The sequence below is a fragment of the Priestia sp. TRM10 genome (genome assembly GCF_057808375.1).
The window spans coordinates 827,755-843,088 of record NZ_JBJZOT010000013.1 but is presented as its reverse complement, the minus strand read 5'-3'; the positions used below and the strand labels follow the sequence as shown (position 1 = coordinate 843,088).

The 15,334-nt window shown below is 36.8% G+C and carries 18 protein-coding genes; 7 read left to right on the top strand and 11 right to left on the bottom strand.

Going from position 1 to position 15,334, the window contains the following annotated elements:
• The first annotated feature begins 92 nt into the window (after positions 1-92).
• A complete protein-coding gene (gene coaA / locus ACK3CR_RS15465) occupies positions 93-1,028 on the top strand; it encodes a type I pantothenate kinase (RefSeq protein WP_243511620.1) in 936 nt (311 codons plus the stop codon).
• A 30-nt stretch (positions 1,029-1,058) separates the two neighbouring features.
• On the opposite strand, the gene ACK3CR_RS15460 is transcribed toward coaA, so the two are convergent.
• Positions 1,059-2,402, bottom strand: a complete 1,344-nt coding sequence (locus ACK3CR_RS15460; protein WP_328124864.1) for an MATE family efflux transporter — start codon at positions 2,400-2,402, stop codon at positions 1,059-1,061.
• Between the two features lie 108 nt (positions 2,403-2,510).
• Here ACK3CR_RS15460 and ACK3CR_RS15455 point away from each other — a divergent pair, with 108 nt between their 5' ends.
• Positions 2,511-3,173, top strand: a complete 663-nt coding sequence (locus ACK3CR_RS15455) for an MBL fold metallo-hydrolase (protein WP_488975701.1) — start codon at positions 2,511-2,513, stop codon at positions 3,171-3,173.
• On the opposite strand, the gene ACK3CR_RS15450 is transcribed toward ACK3CR_RS15455, so the two are convergent.
• The 3 genes from ACK3CR_RS15450 to ACK3CR_RS15440 are packed head-to-tail and all read right to left on the bottom strand — an operon-like array spanning position 3,170 to position 4,476.
• A complete protein-coding gene (locus ACK3CR_RS15450) occupies positions 3,170-3,562 on the bottom strand; it encodes a YvaD family protein (RefSeq protein ID WP_243511630.1) in 393 nt (130 codons plus the stop codon). The two genes, ACK3CR_RS15455 and ACK3CR_RS15450, sit on opposite strands and share 4 nt — an antisense overlap.
• Entirely contained in the window at positions 3,559-3,918 is a 360-nt protein-coding gene (locus tag ACK3CR_RS15445) for a DMT family transporter (RefSeq protein WP_243520890.1), read from the bottom strand. Before ACK3CR_RS15445 ends, ACK3CR_RS15450 begins: the two co-directional genes overlap by 4 nt.
• A gap of 12 nt (positions 3,919-3,930) precedes the next feature.
• On the bottom strand, positions 3,931-4,476 hold the full coding sequence (locus ACK3CR_RS15440; RefSeq protein ID WP_243511633.1) for a TetR/AcrR family transcriptional regulator: 546 nt from the start codon (positions 4,474-4,476) through the stop codon (positions 3,931-3,933).
• 169 nt (positions 4,477-4,645) lie between these two features.
• Between ACK3CR_RS15440 and ACK3CR_RS15435 the strand changes: the two genes are divergently transcribed.
• Positions 4,646-5,050 (top strand): hypothetical protein, encoded by a 405-nt coding sequence (locus ACK3CR_RS15435; RefSeq protein WP_019395326.1) that lies wholly within the window; start codon positions 4,646-4,648, stop codon positions 5,048-5,050.
• Between the two features lie 141 nt (positions 5,051-5,191).
• On the top strand, positions 5,192-5,644 hold the full coding sequence (locus ACK3CR_RS15430; protein WP_488975798.1) for a 2-thiouracil desulfurase family protein: 453 nt from the start codon (positions 5,192-5,194) through the stop codon (positions 5,642-5,644).
• Here ACK3CR_RS15430 and gloA2 read toward each other — a convergent pair.
• Complete coding sequence (gene gloA2, locus ACK3CR_RS15425) at positions 5,639-6,031, bottom strand: SMU1112c/YaeR family gloxylase I-like metalloprotein (protein WP_243511636.1); 393 nt, start codon at positions 6,029-6,031, stop codon at positions 5,639-5,641. The genes ACK3CR_RS15430 and gloA2 overlap by 6 nt on opposite strands.
• A 143-nt stretch (positions 6,032-6,174) precedes the next feature.
• Here gloA2 and ACK3CR_RS15420 point away from each other — a divergent pair, with 143 nt between their 5' ends.
• A complete protein-coding gene (locus tag ACK3CR_RS15420; protein WP_019395323.1) occupies positions 6,175-6,378 on the top strand; it encodes an alpha/beta-type small acid-soluble spore protein in 204 nt (67 codons plus the stop codon).
• 146 nt (positions 6,379-6,524) lie between these two features.
• Positions 6,525-7,043, top strand: coding sequence for a GNAT family N-acetyltransferase (locus tag ACK3CR_RS15415; protein WP_243511639.1), 519 nt, complete (start codon positions 6,525-6,527; stop codon positions 7,041-7,043).
• Between the two features lie 44 nt (positions 7,044-7,087).
• Here ACK3CR_RS15415 and ACK3CR_RS15410 read toward each other — a convergent pair whose 3' ends face one another.
• The 3 genes from ACK3CR_RS15410 to ACK3CR_RS15400 all read right to left on the bottom strand — a co-directional run bounded on the left by ACK3CR_RS15410 (position 7,088) and on the right by ACK3CR_RS15400 (position 10,094).
• Entirely contained in the window at positions 7,088-7,984 is an 897-nt protein-coding gene (locus ACK3CR_RS15410; RefSeq protein ID WP_243511642.1) for an NAD(P)/FAD-dependent oxidoreductase, read from the bottom strand.
• Positions 7,985-8,073: 89 nt separating this feature from the next.
• Positions 8,074-9,090, bottom strand: a complete 1,017-nt coding sequence (locus tag ACK3CR_RS15405) for a FecCD family ABC transporter permease (RefSeq protein WP_488975700.1) — start codon at positions 9,088-9,090, stop codon at positions 8,074-8,076.
• On the bottom strand, positions 9,087-10,094 hold the full coding sequence (locus tag ACK3CR_RS15400) for a FecCD family ABC transporter permease (RefSeq protein ID WP_243511674.1): 1,008 nt from the start codon (positions 10,092-10,094) through the stop codon (positions 9,087-9,089). The genes ACK3CR_RS15405 and ACK3CR_RS15400 overlap by 4 nt, the downstream gene beginning before the upstream one ends.
• A 202-nt stretch (positions 10,095-10,296) precedes the next feature.
• On the opposite strand from ACK3CR_RS15400, the gene ACK3CR_RS15395 reads away from it, so the two are divergent.
• Positions 10,297-11,346, top strand: coding sequence for an NAD(P)/FAD-dependent oxidoreductase (locus ACK3CR_RS15395; protein ID WP_243511676.1), 1,050 nt, complete (start codon positions 10,297-10,299; stop codon positions 11,344-11,346).
• A 55-nt stretch (positions 11,347-11,401) separates the two neighbouring features.
• On the opposite strand, the gene ACK3CR_RS15390 is transcribed toward ACK3CR_RS15395, so the two are convergent.
• The 3 genes from ACK3CR_RS15390 to ACK3CR_RS15380 form a co-directional block, all read right to left on the bottom strand.
• Positions 11,402-13,201, bottom strand: coding sequence for a right-handed parallel beta-helix repeat-containing protein (locus tag ACK3CR_RS15390; protein ID WP_243511680.1), 1,800 nt, complete (start codon positions 13,199-13,201; stop codon positions 11,402-11,404).
• A gap of 65 nt (positions 13,202-13,266) precedes the next feature.
• Complete coding sequence (locus ACK3CR_RS15385; protein WP_243511684.1) at positions 13,267-13,779, bottom strand: YfiT family bacillithiol transferase; 513 nt, start codon at positions 13,777-13,779, stop codon at positions 13,267-13,269.
• A gap of 70 nt (positions 13,780-13,849) precedes the next feature.
• Positions 13,850-15,313: an aminotransferase-like domain-containing protein gene (locus tag ACK3CR_RS15380; protein WP_488975699.1), complete on the bottom strand. Its 1,464-nt coding sequence runs from the start codon at positions 15,311-15,313 to the stop codon at positions 13,850-13,852.
• Between the last annotated feature and the right edge of the window lie 21 nt (positions 15,314-15,334).

The window sequence follows — 15,334 nt, the reverse complement described above, 5'->3', positions numbered from 1 at the left end:
TGTATACGTTTTCTTTCTCCTCTATTCATCTTCTTTTTTATATGCTATAGTTTTTATAATTACATTATTAGTAGTAGAGAAGGGATTAAATCATGAATGGAACATACTCTCCATACATAACGTTCACGGAAAAGGAATGGTCTAAGCTTCGTTCTGTTACACCTTTTCCATTAACAAATGAAGAAGTCGAAAACTTCCGAGGCATTAACGATAAACTATCTGTCCGTGAAGTATCAAACATTTACTTACCGCTTTCTCGTCTTTTAAATCTTTATGTAAAAGCTTCTCAAATGCTTTTCAAAGGTACACACGACTTTCTTGGTAAACAGGGTAGTAAAGTACCTTACATTATCGGAATTGCCGGAAGTGTCGGCGTTGGGAAAAGCACAACAGCACGCGTTATTCAGGCGCTTTTGTCTCGCTGGCCTGAACATCCGCGCGTTGATCTTGTAACAACAGATGGTTTTTTATATCCTAAACATGTGTTAGAAGAAAAGGGACTCATGCACCGCAAAGGGTTTCCTGAAAGCTATGACACAAAATATTTAATTGATTTTTTAACAGCTGTAAAATCTGGAGATCCACATGTTAATGCGCCCCTTTATTCACATGTGCTATATGATAGAGTTCCAGATAAATATACTCATATTTCACAGCCTGACATTTTAATTTTGGAAGGCATTAACGTTCTTCAACAAATGCAAAATTTTGAGACTCCTCAGCTCTCCGTGTCTGATTTCTTTGATTTCTCGATTTATGTAGATGCTGATGAGTCTGACATTTTTCGTTGGTATGTAGAACGTTTTAAAATCTTTTGTCAAACATCTTTTCAAAACCCAGATTCTTATTTCCATCGCTATGCAGGCCTTTCTGAACAAGAAGCAACAAACATAGCGACAAACATTTGGAAAGATATTAATCAAAAGAACCTTCATGAGAACATCCTTCCTACCCGCTATCGGGCAGATCTTATCCTTCGTAAAGGACAAGATCATGGAGTAGAAAAAATCCGCATGAAGCAACTCTAAAAAAGAGAGCCACTCTTAGTGGCTCTCTTTTCACATTTTCTTCTTTTTAAAAAGTTCTTTTTCTTTCCATTTTCCATATCTGTAATAGAAATAGACAACGATACTGCTAATTAAAAAGCTAATGCCCATTCCAAGACCAATGCCCATCTCTCCAAAAAAAGACGATAAACCATATGTTAGTGGATAGCGTAGCACCCAAAGGGAAACAACATTTAAAAGTAAAATTTGAATCATAGCTCCCGAAGCCCGGACAACTCCGTTTAAAATAAAATTAATCCCAAGGAGCGGATAAAAAAAGGCGATAATTTGGAGGTACTCTCCACCAAACTTAATAGCACTCTCATCATTTGTAAAAAGACTAACAGCTTCATGAGCAAAGAAGAAAATGATAACAGAAACAACAAGCATGATGACCAAATTGTATAAAACGCCATACCGAGCAATTTTATGCACTCTATCCCACTTTGAAACGCCTATGTTTTGACCAGCCATACTGCTGACAGCTGTACCAAGAGCCATTGCTGGAAGCATTAGCAACGAATCCAGACGCTGTGCTGCCCCAAAACCAGCTACAGTATGCTCTCCAAAACTTGTTACAACGCTCATAATGGCCATTACTCCTGAAGAAATCACCATCATTTGCAGTCCTGCAGGAATGCCAAGTTTTAAAATAAGCAGTATTTCTTCCTTTTGAGGGAAACTGGGCTTTGTAAATGGAGCAAGCTTTTTCCTAATCATTAAAGCTAGTCCATACAGAAAAGCAAACGCTTGTGAAATAAGGGTTGCATATGCAGCTCCTTCTATCCCAAAATGAAACTGTATAATAAACAATGGCACAAGCACTGTATTAAGAAGAACCGCAATACATACAAACTTTAATGGTGTTCGGCTGTCTCCTAATGCTCGTAAAACGGTTGCGATAAAATTATAGCCGAACAAAAAGAGAATACCAACGAAGTTAATCTTTAAGTATAACGTAGCTTCATCAACCATTGATGGCGGTGTTCCTAGCATCATTAAAATCGGACGAGCTAAGAAATAACCAACAACTCCAAGCACAAATGCTAAACATGTAAGCGTAACAACAAAGGCATTTAAATAGTTTTTTAAGCCTTCTTCATTTCCTTTCCCTTTTTGCTGAGATAAAATGGTTAATGAGGCATTGTTTACACCTATGACAAATGATAAGATTGTAAAAATCACGGTACCTGATACTGCAACAGCTCCAAGCGCCTGAGCCCCTAGCAAATTACCAACCCACAAACTATCAATAAACTGATAAGACGTCTGAAGCAAGTTTGTTAGTAAAATGGGGGTTGAGAACCATAACATTTGCTTAAATATATTTCCCTCTGTAAAGTCATACCGTGCCATATTCATCCTCCCCCTTTTTATTGTCTTTCCCTATTATGCCAAAAAGAAGAGGGTAATTCATGCTATTTGACTTCACATTTTTTAATACATTTAAAAAGGAGCGTAAAGATGATTCATTCATTAAAAGTTGGGCGAGCAAACGTGTTCGTCATTCAAGAAGAAAAAACAATTATCGTTGATACAGGGGCCCCTAAGAAAAGCACTTCTTTACTTCAATCTCTCTACAAACTTGGCGTAACAAAAAACAGCGTATCCCTTATTCTTTTAACACATGGTCATCTTGATCATTTTGGTAATATCAATGAGATAAAGAGCGTATTTAATGTGCCCGTAGCCATTCACAGAAAAGATGTAGGCGCCTTAGAAAAAGGACAAGACTCCTATTTAAAGCTGACCCGAAAACGGGGAGCCCTTATCAAACCATTTTTGCACGGTAAAATTAAAGGAACATCGCCTGATATTATGATAGATACTATGCTTTCACTTAAACCTTTTGGTGTAAATGGAAAAGTTGTTCATACTCCTGGTCATACAGACGGTTCCCTCTCTGTTATTTTAAAAAATAAGGAAATGATTATAGGGGATCTTTTAATGGGTGGACACATTGGTGGCCTTTTTTTTCCTCATAAACCAAGACACCATTACTTTGCTCATAATATGGATGCTGTTCAAAAAAGTATTCAACGTTTGCTTCATGAGAAACCAAGTAAAATCTATGTTGGCCACGGTGGTCCTCTAACTTTTCAAGACATTCAAAAGCGGGAATTTTAACTTCTTCCCCTTAAAATGAACATGCTTTTGAGGAAGAAACATGGATAAATGAGCAAAAACAAATTCACTCCCCACCACATGATGTCAAAGTCTTTTCTTACACTCCAAAAGCTAAGTGCCATAAGTCCTGCACAAAAAGTAAGAAGAAGAGAACAAAAAGCAAAAGCTTCCCATTTCCTATTGTTTCTTTTATATAGAGCTAAACTTATAAACCCCGTAATTGAAATAAGGATATCTAGTGGAAAGAACGACCAATTCCATGCTACAAGAATGGGATTTTCGTAATCTTTGAATGCATAATGAAGAGGAATCAAATTAAAAAACGTGAGCAACCAATAAAGAACAAAACCGATATCTGTAACGAGAAAAAAATAAGGAAGAGATCTCATCTGTTTTCCACAACTTTCTCATCTTTATAAGCTTCATGATCGCTTGATGTGATATTTAGCGTTATGACTCCAATCAAAATAAAAAGAATAGCGATAATTTTTACTATGCTTATTTCTTCTTTAAAATATAGAAAGCCGACCCCTGTAATAAGGACAATCCCCATTCCAGACCAAATAGCATAAGCAATTGAGATTTCTATGTTTTTTAAGGCAAGTGTTAAAAAAGTAAGACTTCCTCCATAAAATATGAGCATAAGGAGGCTAAGCCCCCATTTCTCTAACCCATTTGTTCGTTTCATTGTTACAGTTCCTGCGAGCTCCAAAATAATCGCTATACTTAAATATATCCAATGCAACATTCTCTCCTCCTAAGCTTTAATTCCGGTCATTAAAATCTCCACAATCTGTTGAAGAAGCTCCCCTAGCGTAAGATTATGTTCGTGCAAGGAAGTATAAGCATTATTAAAAGCTCCAATGTACATTTCAATAAAAAGCGGAATCGATATGTCCTTAAGAATTCCTTCATCTTTTGCTTGTTCTAATAAATGTGTTATGATGTTCCACTCTTCTTTTAAAAATAGCTGGACTTTTTCCCATTGATCATAGTGATACCTTTTTAGTTCAAGAAGGAGTCTTGCATCCATTGCTTCCCCTTCTGCTGGAACGCAAACAAGTAACAGTTTGATTTTCTCTATAAGAGGGAGTGTTGTATCTAACGCTATTTTCTCCTCCTTTACTTTTATTTCCGCTAAAAAGCAGTCCACAATCTTATTGATAAGATGGTTTTTAGAAGGAAAATGTTCATATAACGTTCGCTTGCTTACAGATAGTTCAGCAGCAAGCTCATTCATTGTAAATTTTACTCCTTTTAATTTTAAAAGTTTTGTTGCTTCCTCCATTATTCTATTTTCCATATTTCCCACCTCCTAAAACCAATGGTACCATAAAAGTTTTTTTAGTACCATTCTTTTTTTCCACTCTTTTCCTAATTAAACACTGCACAATCTTCTGAATATTAAAAGGGTTTTTAGACGCCGTGTCGAATGAGATAAGGGAAGAAATATTTATAAGGAGGAATCTTAGTTGACAGAAAATGGCGAAGTGAAAGATTGTAAAGTGAAAGCGTTGCGTAACAAGCTCGCTAAGCTTATGTCTCTCTCTGCAGATGCTTTATACTACTTGAAAATTTCGTATAATCATCTCTATCCATCCGCTGTATCTATTTCAAGCAGACAAGTTGCTCTCGAACTATTAAGTAGAGCATATCGACTTAAGGAAACAATAGAAGATACATATTATTACTTCCTTTCTGAAAAGAATAAAAGGTTGCTTGAAGCGTTTATTCAAAAATTTGAAATGTTTGATCATGAGTTTTTGGATTCATTTGCAGTTGAGGATACAATGCATCATACTCGTCAATATCATAAAGAACTTGAAGATCTTTATATGACCTTATCACACGAAATCTATGCTGAAGCTTCTGTATAATGAATTTTAACTGTTACCTATACGTCCTCTTTTATCCTTTCTTATTTTTCGCTATACCTTCCAACTTTTTTGGAAATCCTCTTGTTTTTTCCATCTCATTTTATACTTTGACTACCAGAGGAGAAAGTGCAGGTGTTGTTCTTGATTTTAGTTAGTTCATGTTTAGCAGGTATAGAGTGCCGGTATGACGGCACTCATCGTTTAAAAGAGAAAATACGTTCTTTAGTAGAAGAAAAAAAAGCAGTTACCGTCTGTCCTGAACTCCTAGGTGGATTTTCCACACCCCGACAATCTGCAGAAATTGTTGGTGGAACTGGTAAAGACGTTTTGGCTGGAGACGCAAAAGTTATTGAAAAGTCAGGAAGAGATGTGACAGATCTCTATGTAAAAGGTGCTTATAAAATACTAGAAATAGCCTTAAAACTCCAGGTAACTCATGTTGTCTTAAAACAGTTTAGTCCGTCATGTGGAAGCAAATCTATATACAACGGAACGTTCTCCGGCGAGAGAATACAAGGAGAAGGTGTAACAAGCGCTCTATTAAGAAAAGCGGGCATTACCGTGCTAAGTGAAGAAGATCTTTACTATCTATAAAACTTCTTCATAAAGCTCAAGCGGTAATCCATCTGGATCTTTGAAAAAAGTAAATCGCTTATTTGTAATTTCATCTACTCTTACAGGTTCCGTTTGAACGCCATGTTTGTTTAAATGTTTTATACATGTTTGTAAATTTTCTACTTCAAAAGCAAGATGACGTAACCCTCTTGCCTCAGGATAGTTTGGACGCTCTGGCGCATTCTGAAAAGAGAACAGTTCAATTCTATCCTTTCCTCCTATTTCTAAGTCTAATTTAAAAGAATCTCTCTCCTCGCGGTAGCTCTCATGAATCATTTTACATCCTAACACATTCGTATAAAAATCTTTAGATTTTTCATAGTCTGAGCAAATAATGGCTGCGTGATGAATTCCTTTAATATTCATATGTTTCCCCTCTCTTTTTTTCTTTCATTATAACGGTAAATCTCCTATCCTACATTGAGATTTATTATAATCTAAAAAAAAAATCTTCTTTTATACATATTTCTAAAAAATGGTGAAATTATATAAAAAAGGAGGTGACCTTTATGGCTAACAATCGTTCAAATGATTTACTTCGTGATGAAGCAAGACTTGCTATTGAACAAATGAAGCATGAAATTGCTTCTGAATTTGGTGTAACACTAGGTGCTGACACTACTTCTCGCGCTAACGGTTCAGTTGGTGGAGAAATTACAAAACGCTTAGTTCAAATGGCTGAACAAAAATTAGGCGGATCAACTTACCACTAGAGGGACGTTTTTCATCCCTCTTTTTCTTCTTAGAACATCTAAAATTGTTTTCATTTACCTTCTCCCTTATATTTAGAAAAGGTCTTAATGTTTTTTGTTCTGTTAGTTCTCGTTATTTCGCGAATGAACAAGCTGGAGGAAATATTATGATTGAAACAGAGCGCTTGCAGCTCGTCTCATTTAAAAGTTCGTATGCCCAAGCAGTTTTGAAAGGTCGTTCACATTTAGAAAGACTTTTCCCTTACGCTATCTCTCCTCAGTGGCCAAATGCAAACTACTCTCTTATCCTTCCTATCATTGCGCTAGATGTGCTTAATCACCCTTTTAAACAACAGTGGAATAGATTCATTGTACACAAGAAACAAAGGCTGCTTGTTGGCCAAATAAGCTGTTACGAGTATCCTGGGCAAAAAGGTCATGTTGAGATTGGGTACGGAGTTGTGACAGACTACAGAGGATACGGGTATGGAAGTGAGGTTGTAAAAGCATTTATTTCATGGCTCTTTTCACATGAACATATACATAAAATAGTTGCTGAGTGTGTGATAGAAAATAAAGCATCAGCAAGAGTGCTTGAAAAATGCGGATTCTATAACACTAGTAATAGCGGGGAACGAACATACTGGGAGCTTATCAGACAAAAAAGAAATGTAAAATTATTCTAATAATAAAACCGTACTTTTCGCCTTCTGAAGAGTACGGTTTTTGATTAGATGTTCTGTTTTTTTAATCGTTTATGAATCCAAATAGCCGCCTGCACTCCGTCTCCTAAAGCAATAGCTACCTGCTGAGAATGAGCAACTAAATCCCCAATTGCCCACACGTTTTCTATATTGGTTTCTTTCGTGCGTGGATCAACAATAACATGTCCCTTTTTTTCATGTTCAACTCCCAGCATAAGGGCGAGCTCATTATGAATCTTATTTCCACCAAAAGCTAAAAAAGCGCGTTCCATTTCTATTTTCTCTCCTGACTTTAAAAGAGCTGATTTGATTATCCCATTTTCTTCTTCAATAGATGCTACACTACCAGAGAGAATGGAAATGTTATGTTCATGAAGAGTTTTTTGCATTTCTAGATCAAGTTCTTCACCATGATTAATATATGTAATGGGTTGATCAAAGTATGCAAGTTCTAATGAGAGGGAAGCTCCAACCTTTCCAGCCCCTAATACGGCTGTTTTTTTCCCAATAATTTCGTACCCATCACAATCTGGACAAACATATATGCTTTTTCCTAGGCAAGCTTTTAAAGAAGAAATAAGAGGAAAATGATCGCGAAGCCCTGTCGCTAATAGGAGTGTTTTTCCACCAAAAGTGTTTTGCTCTGTGTGTACTTCAAAGATTTGTTTTTTTACAACAGAAACAGCTTTTTCCTCTTCAAAAGCAACTCCGTATGATAAGGCTTGTTTTCGACCTAACTTCCTTAACGTTTCACCGCTTACTCCTTGGGGCCACCCTAATAAATTATGATATCCTTTGCATAATGTTGAACGTCCTTCACTTGTATCAAGAACAAGAATTTTATAGCGATATCTTCCAAGCTGAATGGCAGCTTGAAGACCAGCAATTCCCCCACCTACAATGATACAGTCATATACCATCATATTATCCCTCCTCTATTGTTTATTAACGTTCATTAATAGGGAACAAATTATACACAAAAAAGACTTCTGCTATATACAGAAGCCTTTTTTTACTTATTTTTTTGTTTTAGAAGTAAATAAACAAAATATGGAGCACCAATCAGTGCAGAGACAATTCCTGCTGGGAGACCGTTTGGCTCGATAATATTTCGACCAATTGTATCGGCTACAAAAAGTAGCCATCCTCCTAAGACAATTGCAAGTGGAATAAACATTCTACTTCTTGGTCCAACGAGCGTTTTCGCAATATGTGGAGCCATGAGGCCAATAAATGAAATTCCCCCTGTAACAGAGACAGCTGATGCAGCTAGTGCTACAGAAGCTAACAGCAGAATAACTCTCTCTTTTTCAATTCTCAGTCCTACTCCTATTGCAACTGATTCACTTAATGTTAAAACATCAAGTTTGTTTGCTTTGTACATTGTAAATGGAATAAGAATAACAACCCATGGAAGCAGCGCCAAAACAAAAGGCCAATCTGTTCCCCAAATGTTACCGTTAATCCATTTAGCAATAAAGTCTACTTTTTCCCGTCCTGCAGATGAAATAAGCACAATCATCAGCCCCGAAAGAGCAAATGAAAAACCAACTCCAACGAGCACAAGCCGAACAGGCTGTAAGCCAGACGAACGATTATAAGAGAAAAAGTAAATAAGCAATACGGTTACAAGCGCTCCGATGAAAGCAGCTAGTGGAAGCATATAAATAAATGAGCCAGCTTCAATTGGTAAAAATAAAAAGAAAAGTGCTACAGCTACACCTGCGCCTGAATTAATACCAATAATACCAGGTTCCGCTAAATCATTCCTTGTAATCGTTTGTAAAATAGAGCCTGATAACGCAAGGGCCATTCCTGCTAAAATAGTTATGCAAATGCGTGGAAGTCGAATGGAAAATAAGATAAATTCTTCTTTAAATGTTCCATCTCCTAAAAATACAGGAAGAAGACGATTGTACGATAGAGAAGAAGAACCTATACCAAGACAAATAAAAATAGTAATCAAAAGAACAAGTACAAACAAGCTAAACAAAAGGCGCTGCTTTTTTTGCAAAGATGGTGAAATCATAAGTACTTCCCTCCTCCTTTATGAACAATAAATAGAAAGAAGGGTAATCCTATTACAGTTACAACAGCAGTTACAGGCGTTTCATAAGGAGCACTAATCGTCCGCCCAATCAAATCGGCAAGGACAAGGAAAGCAGCTCCCACAACAGCTGATATTGGCAAAATAAACCTGTAATCTGTCCCAACAATCGTTCGAACGATGTGAGGAACCATAAGGCCAATGAACACCATGTTCCCTACTAGTGATACAGCTGCACCTGCTAATAAAATAATGACGATAAAAAGAACGGCTTTAATAAGCCCAATCTTTTGCCCTAACCCAACAGCTACCTCTTCACTAAGGCTTAAAATCGTAAGCTGTTTAGATAGAAGAAGAGAAAGAAGAATACCGATTATCACAACGGGAGCCATGAATTTTATCTGTGTCCACGTTGTTCCAATCATTCCTCCTGAAGTCCACATTGAGACATCTTTTGATGTTTTAAAATAAAGGCTTACTCCTTCTGCAACAGCATACAGGAAAGCAGAAACCGCAGCACCTGCTAAAACAATCCGAAGAGGTGAAAAACGACCTCCTTTAACAGAGCCAATTCCAAATACAATAATAGACCCGGCAGCAGCTCCAATAAAGCAAGCAACCATTGTTCCCATATAGCTTGCGCCCGGAATAAAAGCAACGGCTATCGCAAGGGCCGCGTTCGCTCCTGCTGTTAATCCTAAAAGCCCAGGATCTGCGAGCGGGTTTCTCGTTAACCCCTGCATAATCGCTCCTGCCACAGCAAGTGCACTTCCAACCAGAACAGCTGCGACTTCGCGTGGCAACCTAATTTCACGAAGCATTGTAATTTGCTCACTTTTTACATCTGAAGTAAAAGCAAGCCAAACGTCTTTAATAGTCGTTTCTGCTGCTCCAAATACACAGCCTGCTATAAATATGCCAATTAAAATGATCATACAGACAATCATTTTATATGTAAAAGCAATACGTCCCCTTTTCTTATTCATGATATCCTCTCATATCTTTTTTTATTTTATGTATGACAATAACTAGAAAAAAGCGCTTTTAATTGATAACCTTTATCAATGTTATACTTGTTCTTTTTTCTTGTCAATATGATTTAGGATTGTAAAAAAAGCAAAAAAGGTGTAATATTTAATTGATAATGATAATCAATACTATTGGTTTTTTAAAAGGAGTGCACAACATATGGGTGAAAAAGAACTCTTTGACGTAACAATTATTGGAGGCGGACCAGCTGGGCTTTATTCAGCTTTTTATAGCGGACTTCGCGAAATGAAAACAAAAATTATTGAATACCAGCCAGTATTAGGTGGAAAAGTGCATGTCTATCCAGAAAAAATGATTTGGGACATTGGTGGACTTACTCCTGTTCCTGGAGCGAAATTAATTGAGCAACTTATTGAACAAGGATTAACGTTTGATCCTACTGTTGTGCTGTCTGAAAAAATTATTTCTATTTCAAAGAATGAAGAAGGATTTTTTGTGCTAAAAGCATCTTCAGGAAACGAGCATATTTCAAAAACAGTAATCGTTGCCGTTGGAGGCGGTATTTTAAATCCTCAAAAATTAGACATTCAAGGCGCAGAGCGTTTTGAAGTTTCAAATTTAAACTATACTGTAAAGTCTCTGCAGCGTTTCAAAGATAAAATCGTTATTATTTCTGGAGGCGGAAATTCAGCTGTGGACTGGGCAAATGAGCTTGAGCCAATTGCTAAAAAAGTGTATGTTACATACCGAAAAGAATCACTAACAGGACATGAAGCACAAGTTAAACAACTACTAAACAGCTCTGCTCAGTGCTTTTTCAATACATCTATTACAAAGCTCATTGCTTCAGATACACAAGATACAGTTGAACACGTTGAGTTAACTGACCATAAAACAGGTGAAATAACTACTGTTTCCATTGACGAAGTCATCATTAATCATGGCTATGAACGAGATCAAGCTCTCCTCAAAAATAGCGATCTTAATGTTGATATTGCAAAAGACTACTTTATTTCAGGAACTTCAAACAGCGAATCTTCTATTGAAGGACTTTATGCTGCTGGAGATATTCTCCATCATGAGGGAAAACTGCATTTAATTGCTGGAGCATTTCAAGATGCAGCAAACGCTGTTAACAAAGCAAAATTGTTTATTGAACCAACCGCTCATAAAAGTGCCATGGTATCTTCTCATAATGAAATATTTAAAAAACGAAACAAAGAACTTGTAAAACAACTTGTAAAATAGGTTTTTCATTTAAAAAAGGTGAAAAAGAGCTCTTCTTGCTTTTTCACCTTTTTTCTTATTCTTGTTTTTTTTCGTTTCGATAAATATGACTTTCTTCAGTTGCACGGAAGTCGCCTTCTTTGTGATGATGAATTTCACATTGACTTACTGTTGCTTCTCCTTCATCAACAGCAAAAATACCAAATTTGTTCGCGTTGTGAAGAAAAGATTTTTTAAGAGATAAAAAGCCCTTTGTTGCAACCCCTGCATTTGAACCTTGTTGATTATAAATCTCACAATGAATCACTTCACATGTTCCTTCCCTTTCAACAAACAATCCATGTTGTGCACCATCATAGATAGCGCTATGCTCCATTGAAAGGTAGCTTCCTTCTCTTACGACAACGCCATCCCATTCATGAGCATAAATTTTCGAGTGTGAAACAAGTACTTTCGCCCCTTCGTTAACGAGGACTCCTTCTTGCTCGCCATCGTAAATATGACAATCTTCTATTGTAACGACAGACTTTTTTTCCACTTGAACATTTGCAGCTTCATTTTTATAAATATGACATTTTTTCAAATGGACATTTGCTGACCTTGTTGCCCATATGCCATTTTCCCGACTTTCATAACTTTCAGAATGGGAAAGCGTAACATGGCTGTTCAACCTTGAATGAATATTTGAATAACCGTTTTTAAATAAGCGACAACGATAGAAAAAAGCCGAGCTTTCTTCCTTAATCCAAAGACCATTTTGTTCACTATTGTAAACAGAGCATTCGCTTGCTGTTATGCTTCCTTTTTCTCTTATTTTAATATTTGCATAGTGATTATGATGAATATCACATCTCTCAAGCGTGCCTTCTCCGTTTTTTTCAAGGAGAAGTCCGTTTTGTTTACTATCATAAACTTGCGAATCACTCATACTTATATGGCCCTTCTCCGAAACAGAAATATTATGACCTTTATTGCTATAAACAGAGGATTCTTTTAAAAAGGCTTCACCTCGCTGTGTAATAAAAATCCCTTCGTATACGCTATGATGAATACGGCAGCGAGTGGCGCGAAAAGTACTATCTGAGAGAACCGCAACATTAGAATGAAGATGTTCGTAAATATCACTGTGCTCAATCCAAACATGACCGTTGTTTTCTACGACAATTCCCCGGGTTTTTCCTTCAAAAATTTTAGATGAATAAATATCCCCTCTAGCTTCATCTGTTACAACAAGATTTGTATTCTCATTCTGAAAAATTTTAGAGGAGCGAATAGATACAATGCTTTCTCCACTCGCATACACACCGGTTTGCTTGCTTCCCCAAATACGGCAGTTTTCAAAAGAAGGATGTGCCCCATTATCTGCAACAACATTTGAACCCTTATTGTGATAAATAGAACAATTCTCAAATCGACTCTTTGCATTGCTTGTCAGATGTGCTCCAACTCCATTACAGAAATAAAGCTGACAGTTTTTAAAAAATGGGTTTGCTTCTATTCCAGCAACCTTTATACCATAAGCCGTTTCAGATATGAAGTGACAATTTTCAAAAACACTCTCTCCAGCTAAGACCACAACTCCAAAATCGCTTTGTTTCTTTTCTGTACCGCGGTAAAAGGTTATATTTTGGATTTTTGCTTCTTTCGCATAGACAGACGCAACTGGCGTTAAAATATTACAAACAATTACTTCAGAGGGATGTCCATGTCCGACAAGGGAGATTTCTTTGTCAATCTTAAGAGGGACATTTTCATAATATATACCAGGTTCAATGATAATTTTGGTTCCATTGTCTGCATTGGCGATTGCCTCACTAACAGACCTAAAAGAATCAGAAGATGTCTTGGACACCAAAAGAACGTTTTCGTTAATCATGAAAGCCACCTCACAACTCATCAATTTTTAATTACATTCTACTTTTTCGATCTTATTTTACACTCTTATTTCTCTCCAACTATATTTACGTGTGCAAGGTGGTGATTTCCATGCCATGCATATAGAGCAAGAGCTTCGTATAATGTTAGCGTTTCTTCTGTTTCAGGATGTCTAAACGTTCGTCCGAAATCTTCTTCAGTCATCCTTTCTAGAAGGGTTACCCAGCGTCTATGAAGAGCTTGTAGAAGAAGCAAAGATTCATGCACGTCTGCTTTATAATCTGAAAGTTCCGCCCACTTTCCTTCATCATACGGGCGAATTATCGGATTTTCTTCTGTTAACGCTAGCTTAAATCGAATAAAACTGTTCATGTGACTGTCTACCACATGATGCACAACTTGGCGAATCGTCCAACCACCATCACGATATGCTTTATCAAGTGCTCTTTCTTCAAGAGATTCAACAGCTTTTGTTAGTCTTTCTGGCAAGTTCTTTATTTCATCTATGTAAGATTTCTTATCTTCTCGAGTGAACGCACTTGGCTTAACAAATGTTCCGATTGGATAACGTCTTTTCATTTTCTTTCCCTCCCAATACTTATACGTAAACGTCTTCATCGATAAAATTTATTTTTATGTTCTCGCTGCATTACAGCTTATTTTCATTTTTCTGGATCAACGCTTCTTTTTCAATAAGCTCTGCTAGTATTCTAAGTCCCTTCTCCATTTCTTCTAGTGAAGCATAAGAATATGAAAGACGCAGCGATGTCCGATCTAATCTGTCGTATATATGTCCAGGGGCAATTAAAATGCCTTTTTCGACTCCTTTTTTAAATAACTTATCAAAGTTCAAACGAAAGTGAAACACAATCCATATATAAAATCCGCCTTTTGGTATGGTCCATGTAGCAAGATGTGAAAAATAGCATTCTAGAAGAAATTGCATAAAATCCCTTCTCCTTTTTAACATCTGTCGTACATATGTGCTATGTTCTTCATATTGTTCACTTAACATCCACCTTCTAGCAACATATTGTGAAACTGTACTTGATCCATAGTCTGTTTGCATCTTTGTATCTGCTAAGCGTTCAATAACTCCCTCTTGTCCAACAACCCATCCTATCCTTAGCCCTGGACTTACTAACTTGGACATCGTTCCTAAATAAAGAACTTGTCCACTTTTATCATAGCTCTTAAGCGGAAGAGGAGGCTTTTCATCAATCCATAAATCTTCATATGCTGAATCTTCAATTATAGGAAGCCCCATGCGAATGCAGTTTTCAACAAGTGCTTTTCTTTCGGGTTCACCCATTAAAGCTCCTGTTGGATTATGAAACGTTGGGTTCACATAAAACAAGGAAAGATCAAAACGATTTTTTAACTGTTCCACTTTTTCAATTGATAGAGGTTTATTCATGCTTCTTTCTATTCCAATTAATTTGATTCCAGCAGACTGAAGCGCATTTACTGAATATAAATAAGAAGGACGTTCTACTAAAATACGGGCTGATCTTTCTAATAAGCTAAGTGACAGAAGTTGGATAGCTTGAAGGGCTCCTGAAACGATTAAAATAGAAGACGGTGTTGTATAAATTCCTTTTTCTCGCAATCGTTTGCTAATCGCTTCTCTTAGCTGCAAATCCCCTTTAGGCTCAGAGTAGCCGAGATGAAAGTCTGTTTCATCTGCGGAACTCATTAACTGTTGAAAAAGCTTTTTCGGAAGTAAATCCGTGCTTAATTCTCCTGTTCCTAACCGAATCAGATCTTTTTCAAATTCATATTGATTAATCTTCTGAATAAAAGGCTGATTTGGATAGTGACTCCCTTTTTCAATATAGGCGGTCCAATTTGGCAAAGGTGATTGCTTCTCCCATTTTCCATATGTGACCTTTGTTCCTCCCCCATGCTCTCCTTCGACATATCCTTCCGCTATTAGATTTTGAAGAGCTGAGACAATTGTACTCCTATTCACATTAAACCGAGAGGCAAGATCGCGCTGTGAAGGGATTTTTGTATCATATCCCCATTCTCCTCTTTCAATTTTCTCTTTCATATAGTCTGTAATTTGCTTATATAGTGGTTTTTCTTCATAACGATTTGGCTTCCAATCCAAAAATTCACCACCTCCTTTCTT

Excerpts from the sequence above, each read along its gene's own strand:
- coaA (WP_243511620.1), top strand. The coding sequence starts at position 93 with ATGAATGGAACATACTCTCCATACATAACGTTCACGGAAAAGGAATGG.
- ACK3CR_RS15460 (WP_328124864.1), bottom strand. The coding sequence starts at position 2,402 with ATGGCACGGTATGACTTTACAGAGGGAAATATATTTAAGCAAATGTTA.
- ACK3CR_RS15455 (WP_488975701.1), top strand. The coding sequence starts at position 2,511 with ATGATTCATTCATTAAAAGTTGGGCGAGCAAACGTGTTCGTCATTCAA.
- ACK3CR_RS15450 (WP_243511630.1), bottom strand. The coding sequence starts at position 3,562 with ATGAGATCTCTTCCTTATTTTTTTCTCGTTACAGATATCGGTTTTGTT.
- ACK3CR_RS15440 (WP_243511633.1), bottom strand. The coding sequence starts at position 4,476 with ATGGAAAATAGAATAATGGAGGAAGCAACAAAACTTTTAAAATTAAAA.
- gloA2 (WP_243511636.1), bottom strand. The coding sequence starts at position 6,031 with ATGAATATTAAAGGAATTCATCACGCAGCCATTATTTGCTCAGACTAT.
- ACK3CR_RS15420 (WP_019395323.1), top strand. The coding sequence starts at position 6,175 with ATGGCTAACAATCGTTCAAATGATTTACTTCGTGATGAAGCAAGACTT.
- ACK3CR_RS15415 (WP_243511639.1), top strand. The coding sequence starts at position 6,525 with ATGATTGAAACAGAGCGCTTGCAGCTCGTCTCATTTAAAAGTTCGTAT.
- ACK3CR_RS15410 (WP_243511642.1), bottom strand. The coding sequence starts at position 7,984 with ATGATGGTATATGACTGTATCATTGTAGGTGGGGGAATTGCTGGTCTT.
- ACK3CR_RS15405 (WP_488975700.1), bottom strand. The coding sequence starts at position 9,090 with ATGATTTCACCATCTTTGCAAAAAAAGCAGCGCCTTTTGTTTAGCTTG.
- ACK3CR_RS15400 (WP_243511674.1), bottom strand. The coding sequence starts at position 10,094 with ATGAATAAGAAAAGGGGACGTATTGCTTTTACATATAAAATGATTGTC.
- ACK3CR_RS15395 (WP_243511676.1), top strand. The coding sequence starts at position 10,297 with ATGGGTGAAAAAGAACTCTTTGACGTAACAATTATTGGAGGCGGACCA.
- ACK3CR_RS15390 (WP_243511680.1), bottom strand. The coding sequence starts at position 13,201 with ATGATTAACGAAAACGTTCTTTTGGTGTCCAAGACATCTTCTGATTCT.
- ACK3CR_RS15385 (WP_243511684.1), bottom strand. The coding sequence starts at position 13,779 with ATGAAAAGACGTTATCCAATCGGAACATTTGTTAAGCCAAGTGCGTTC.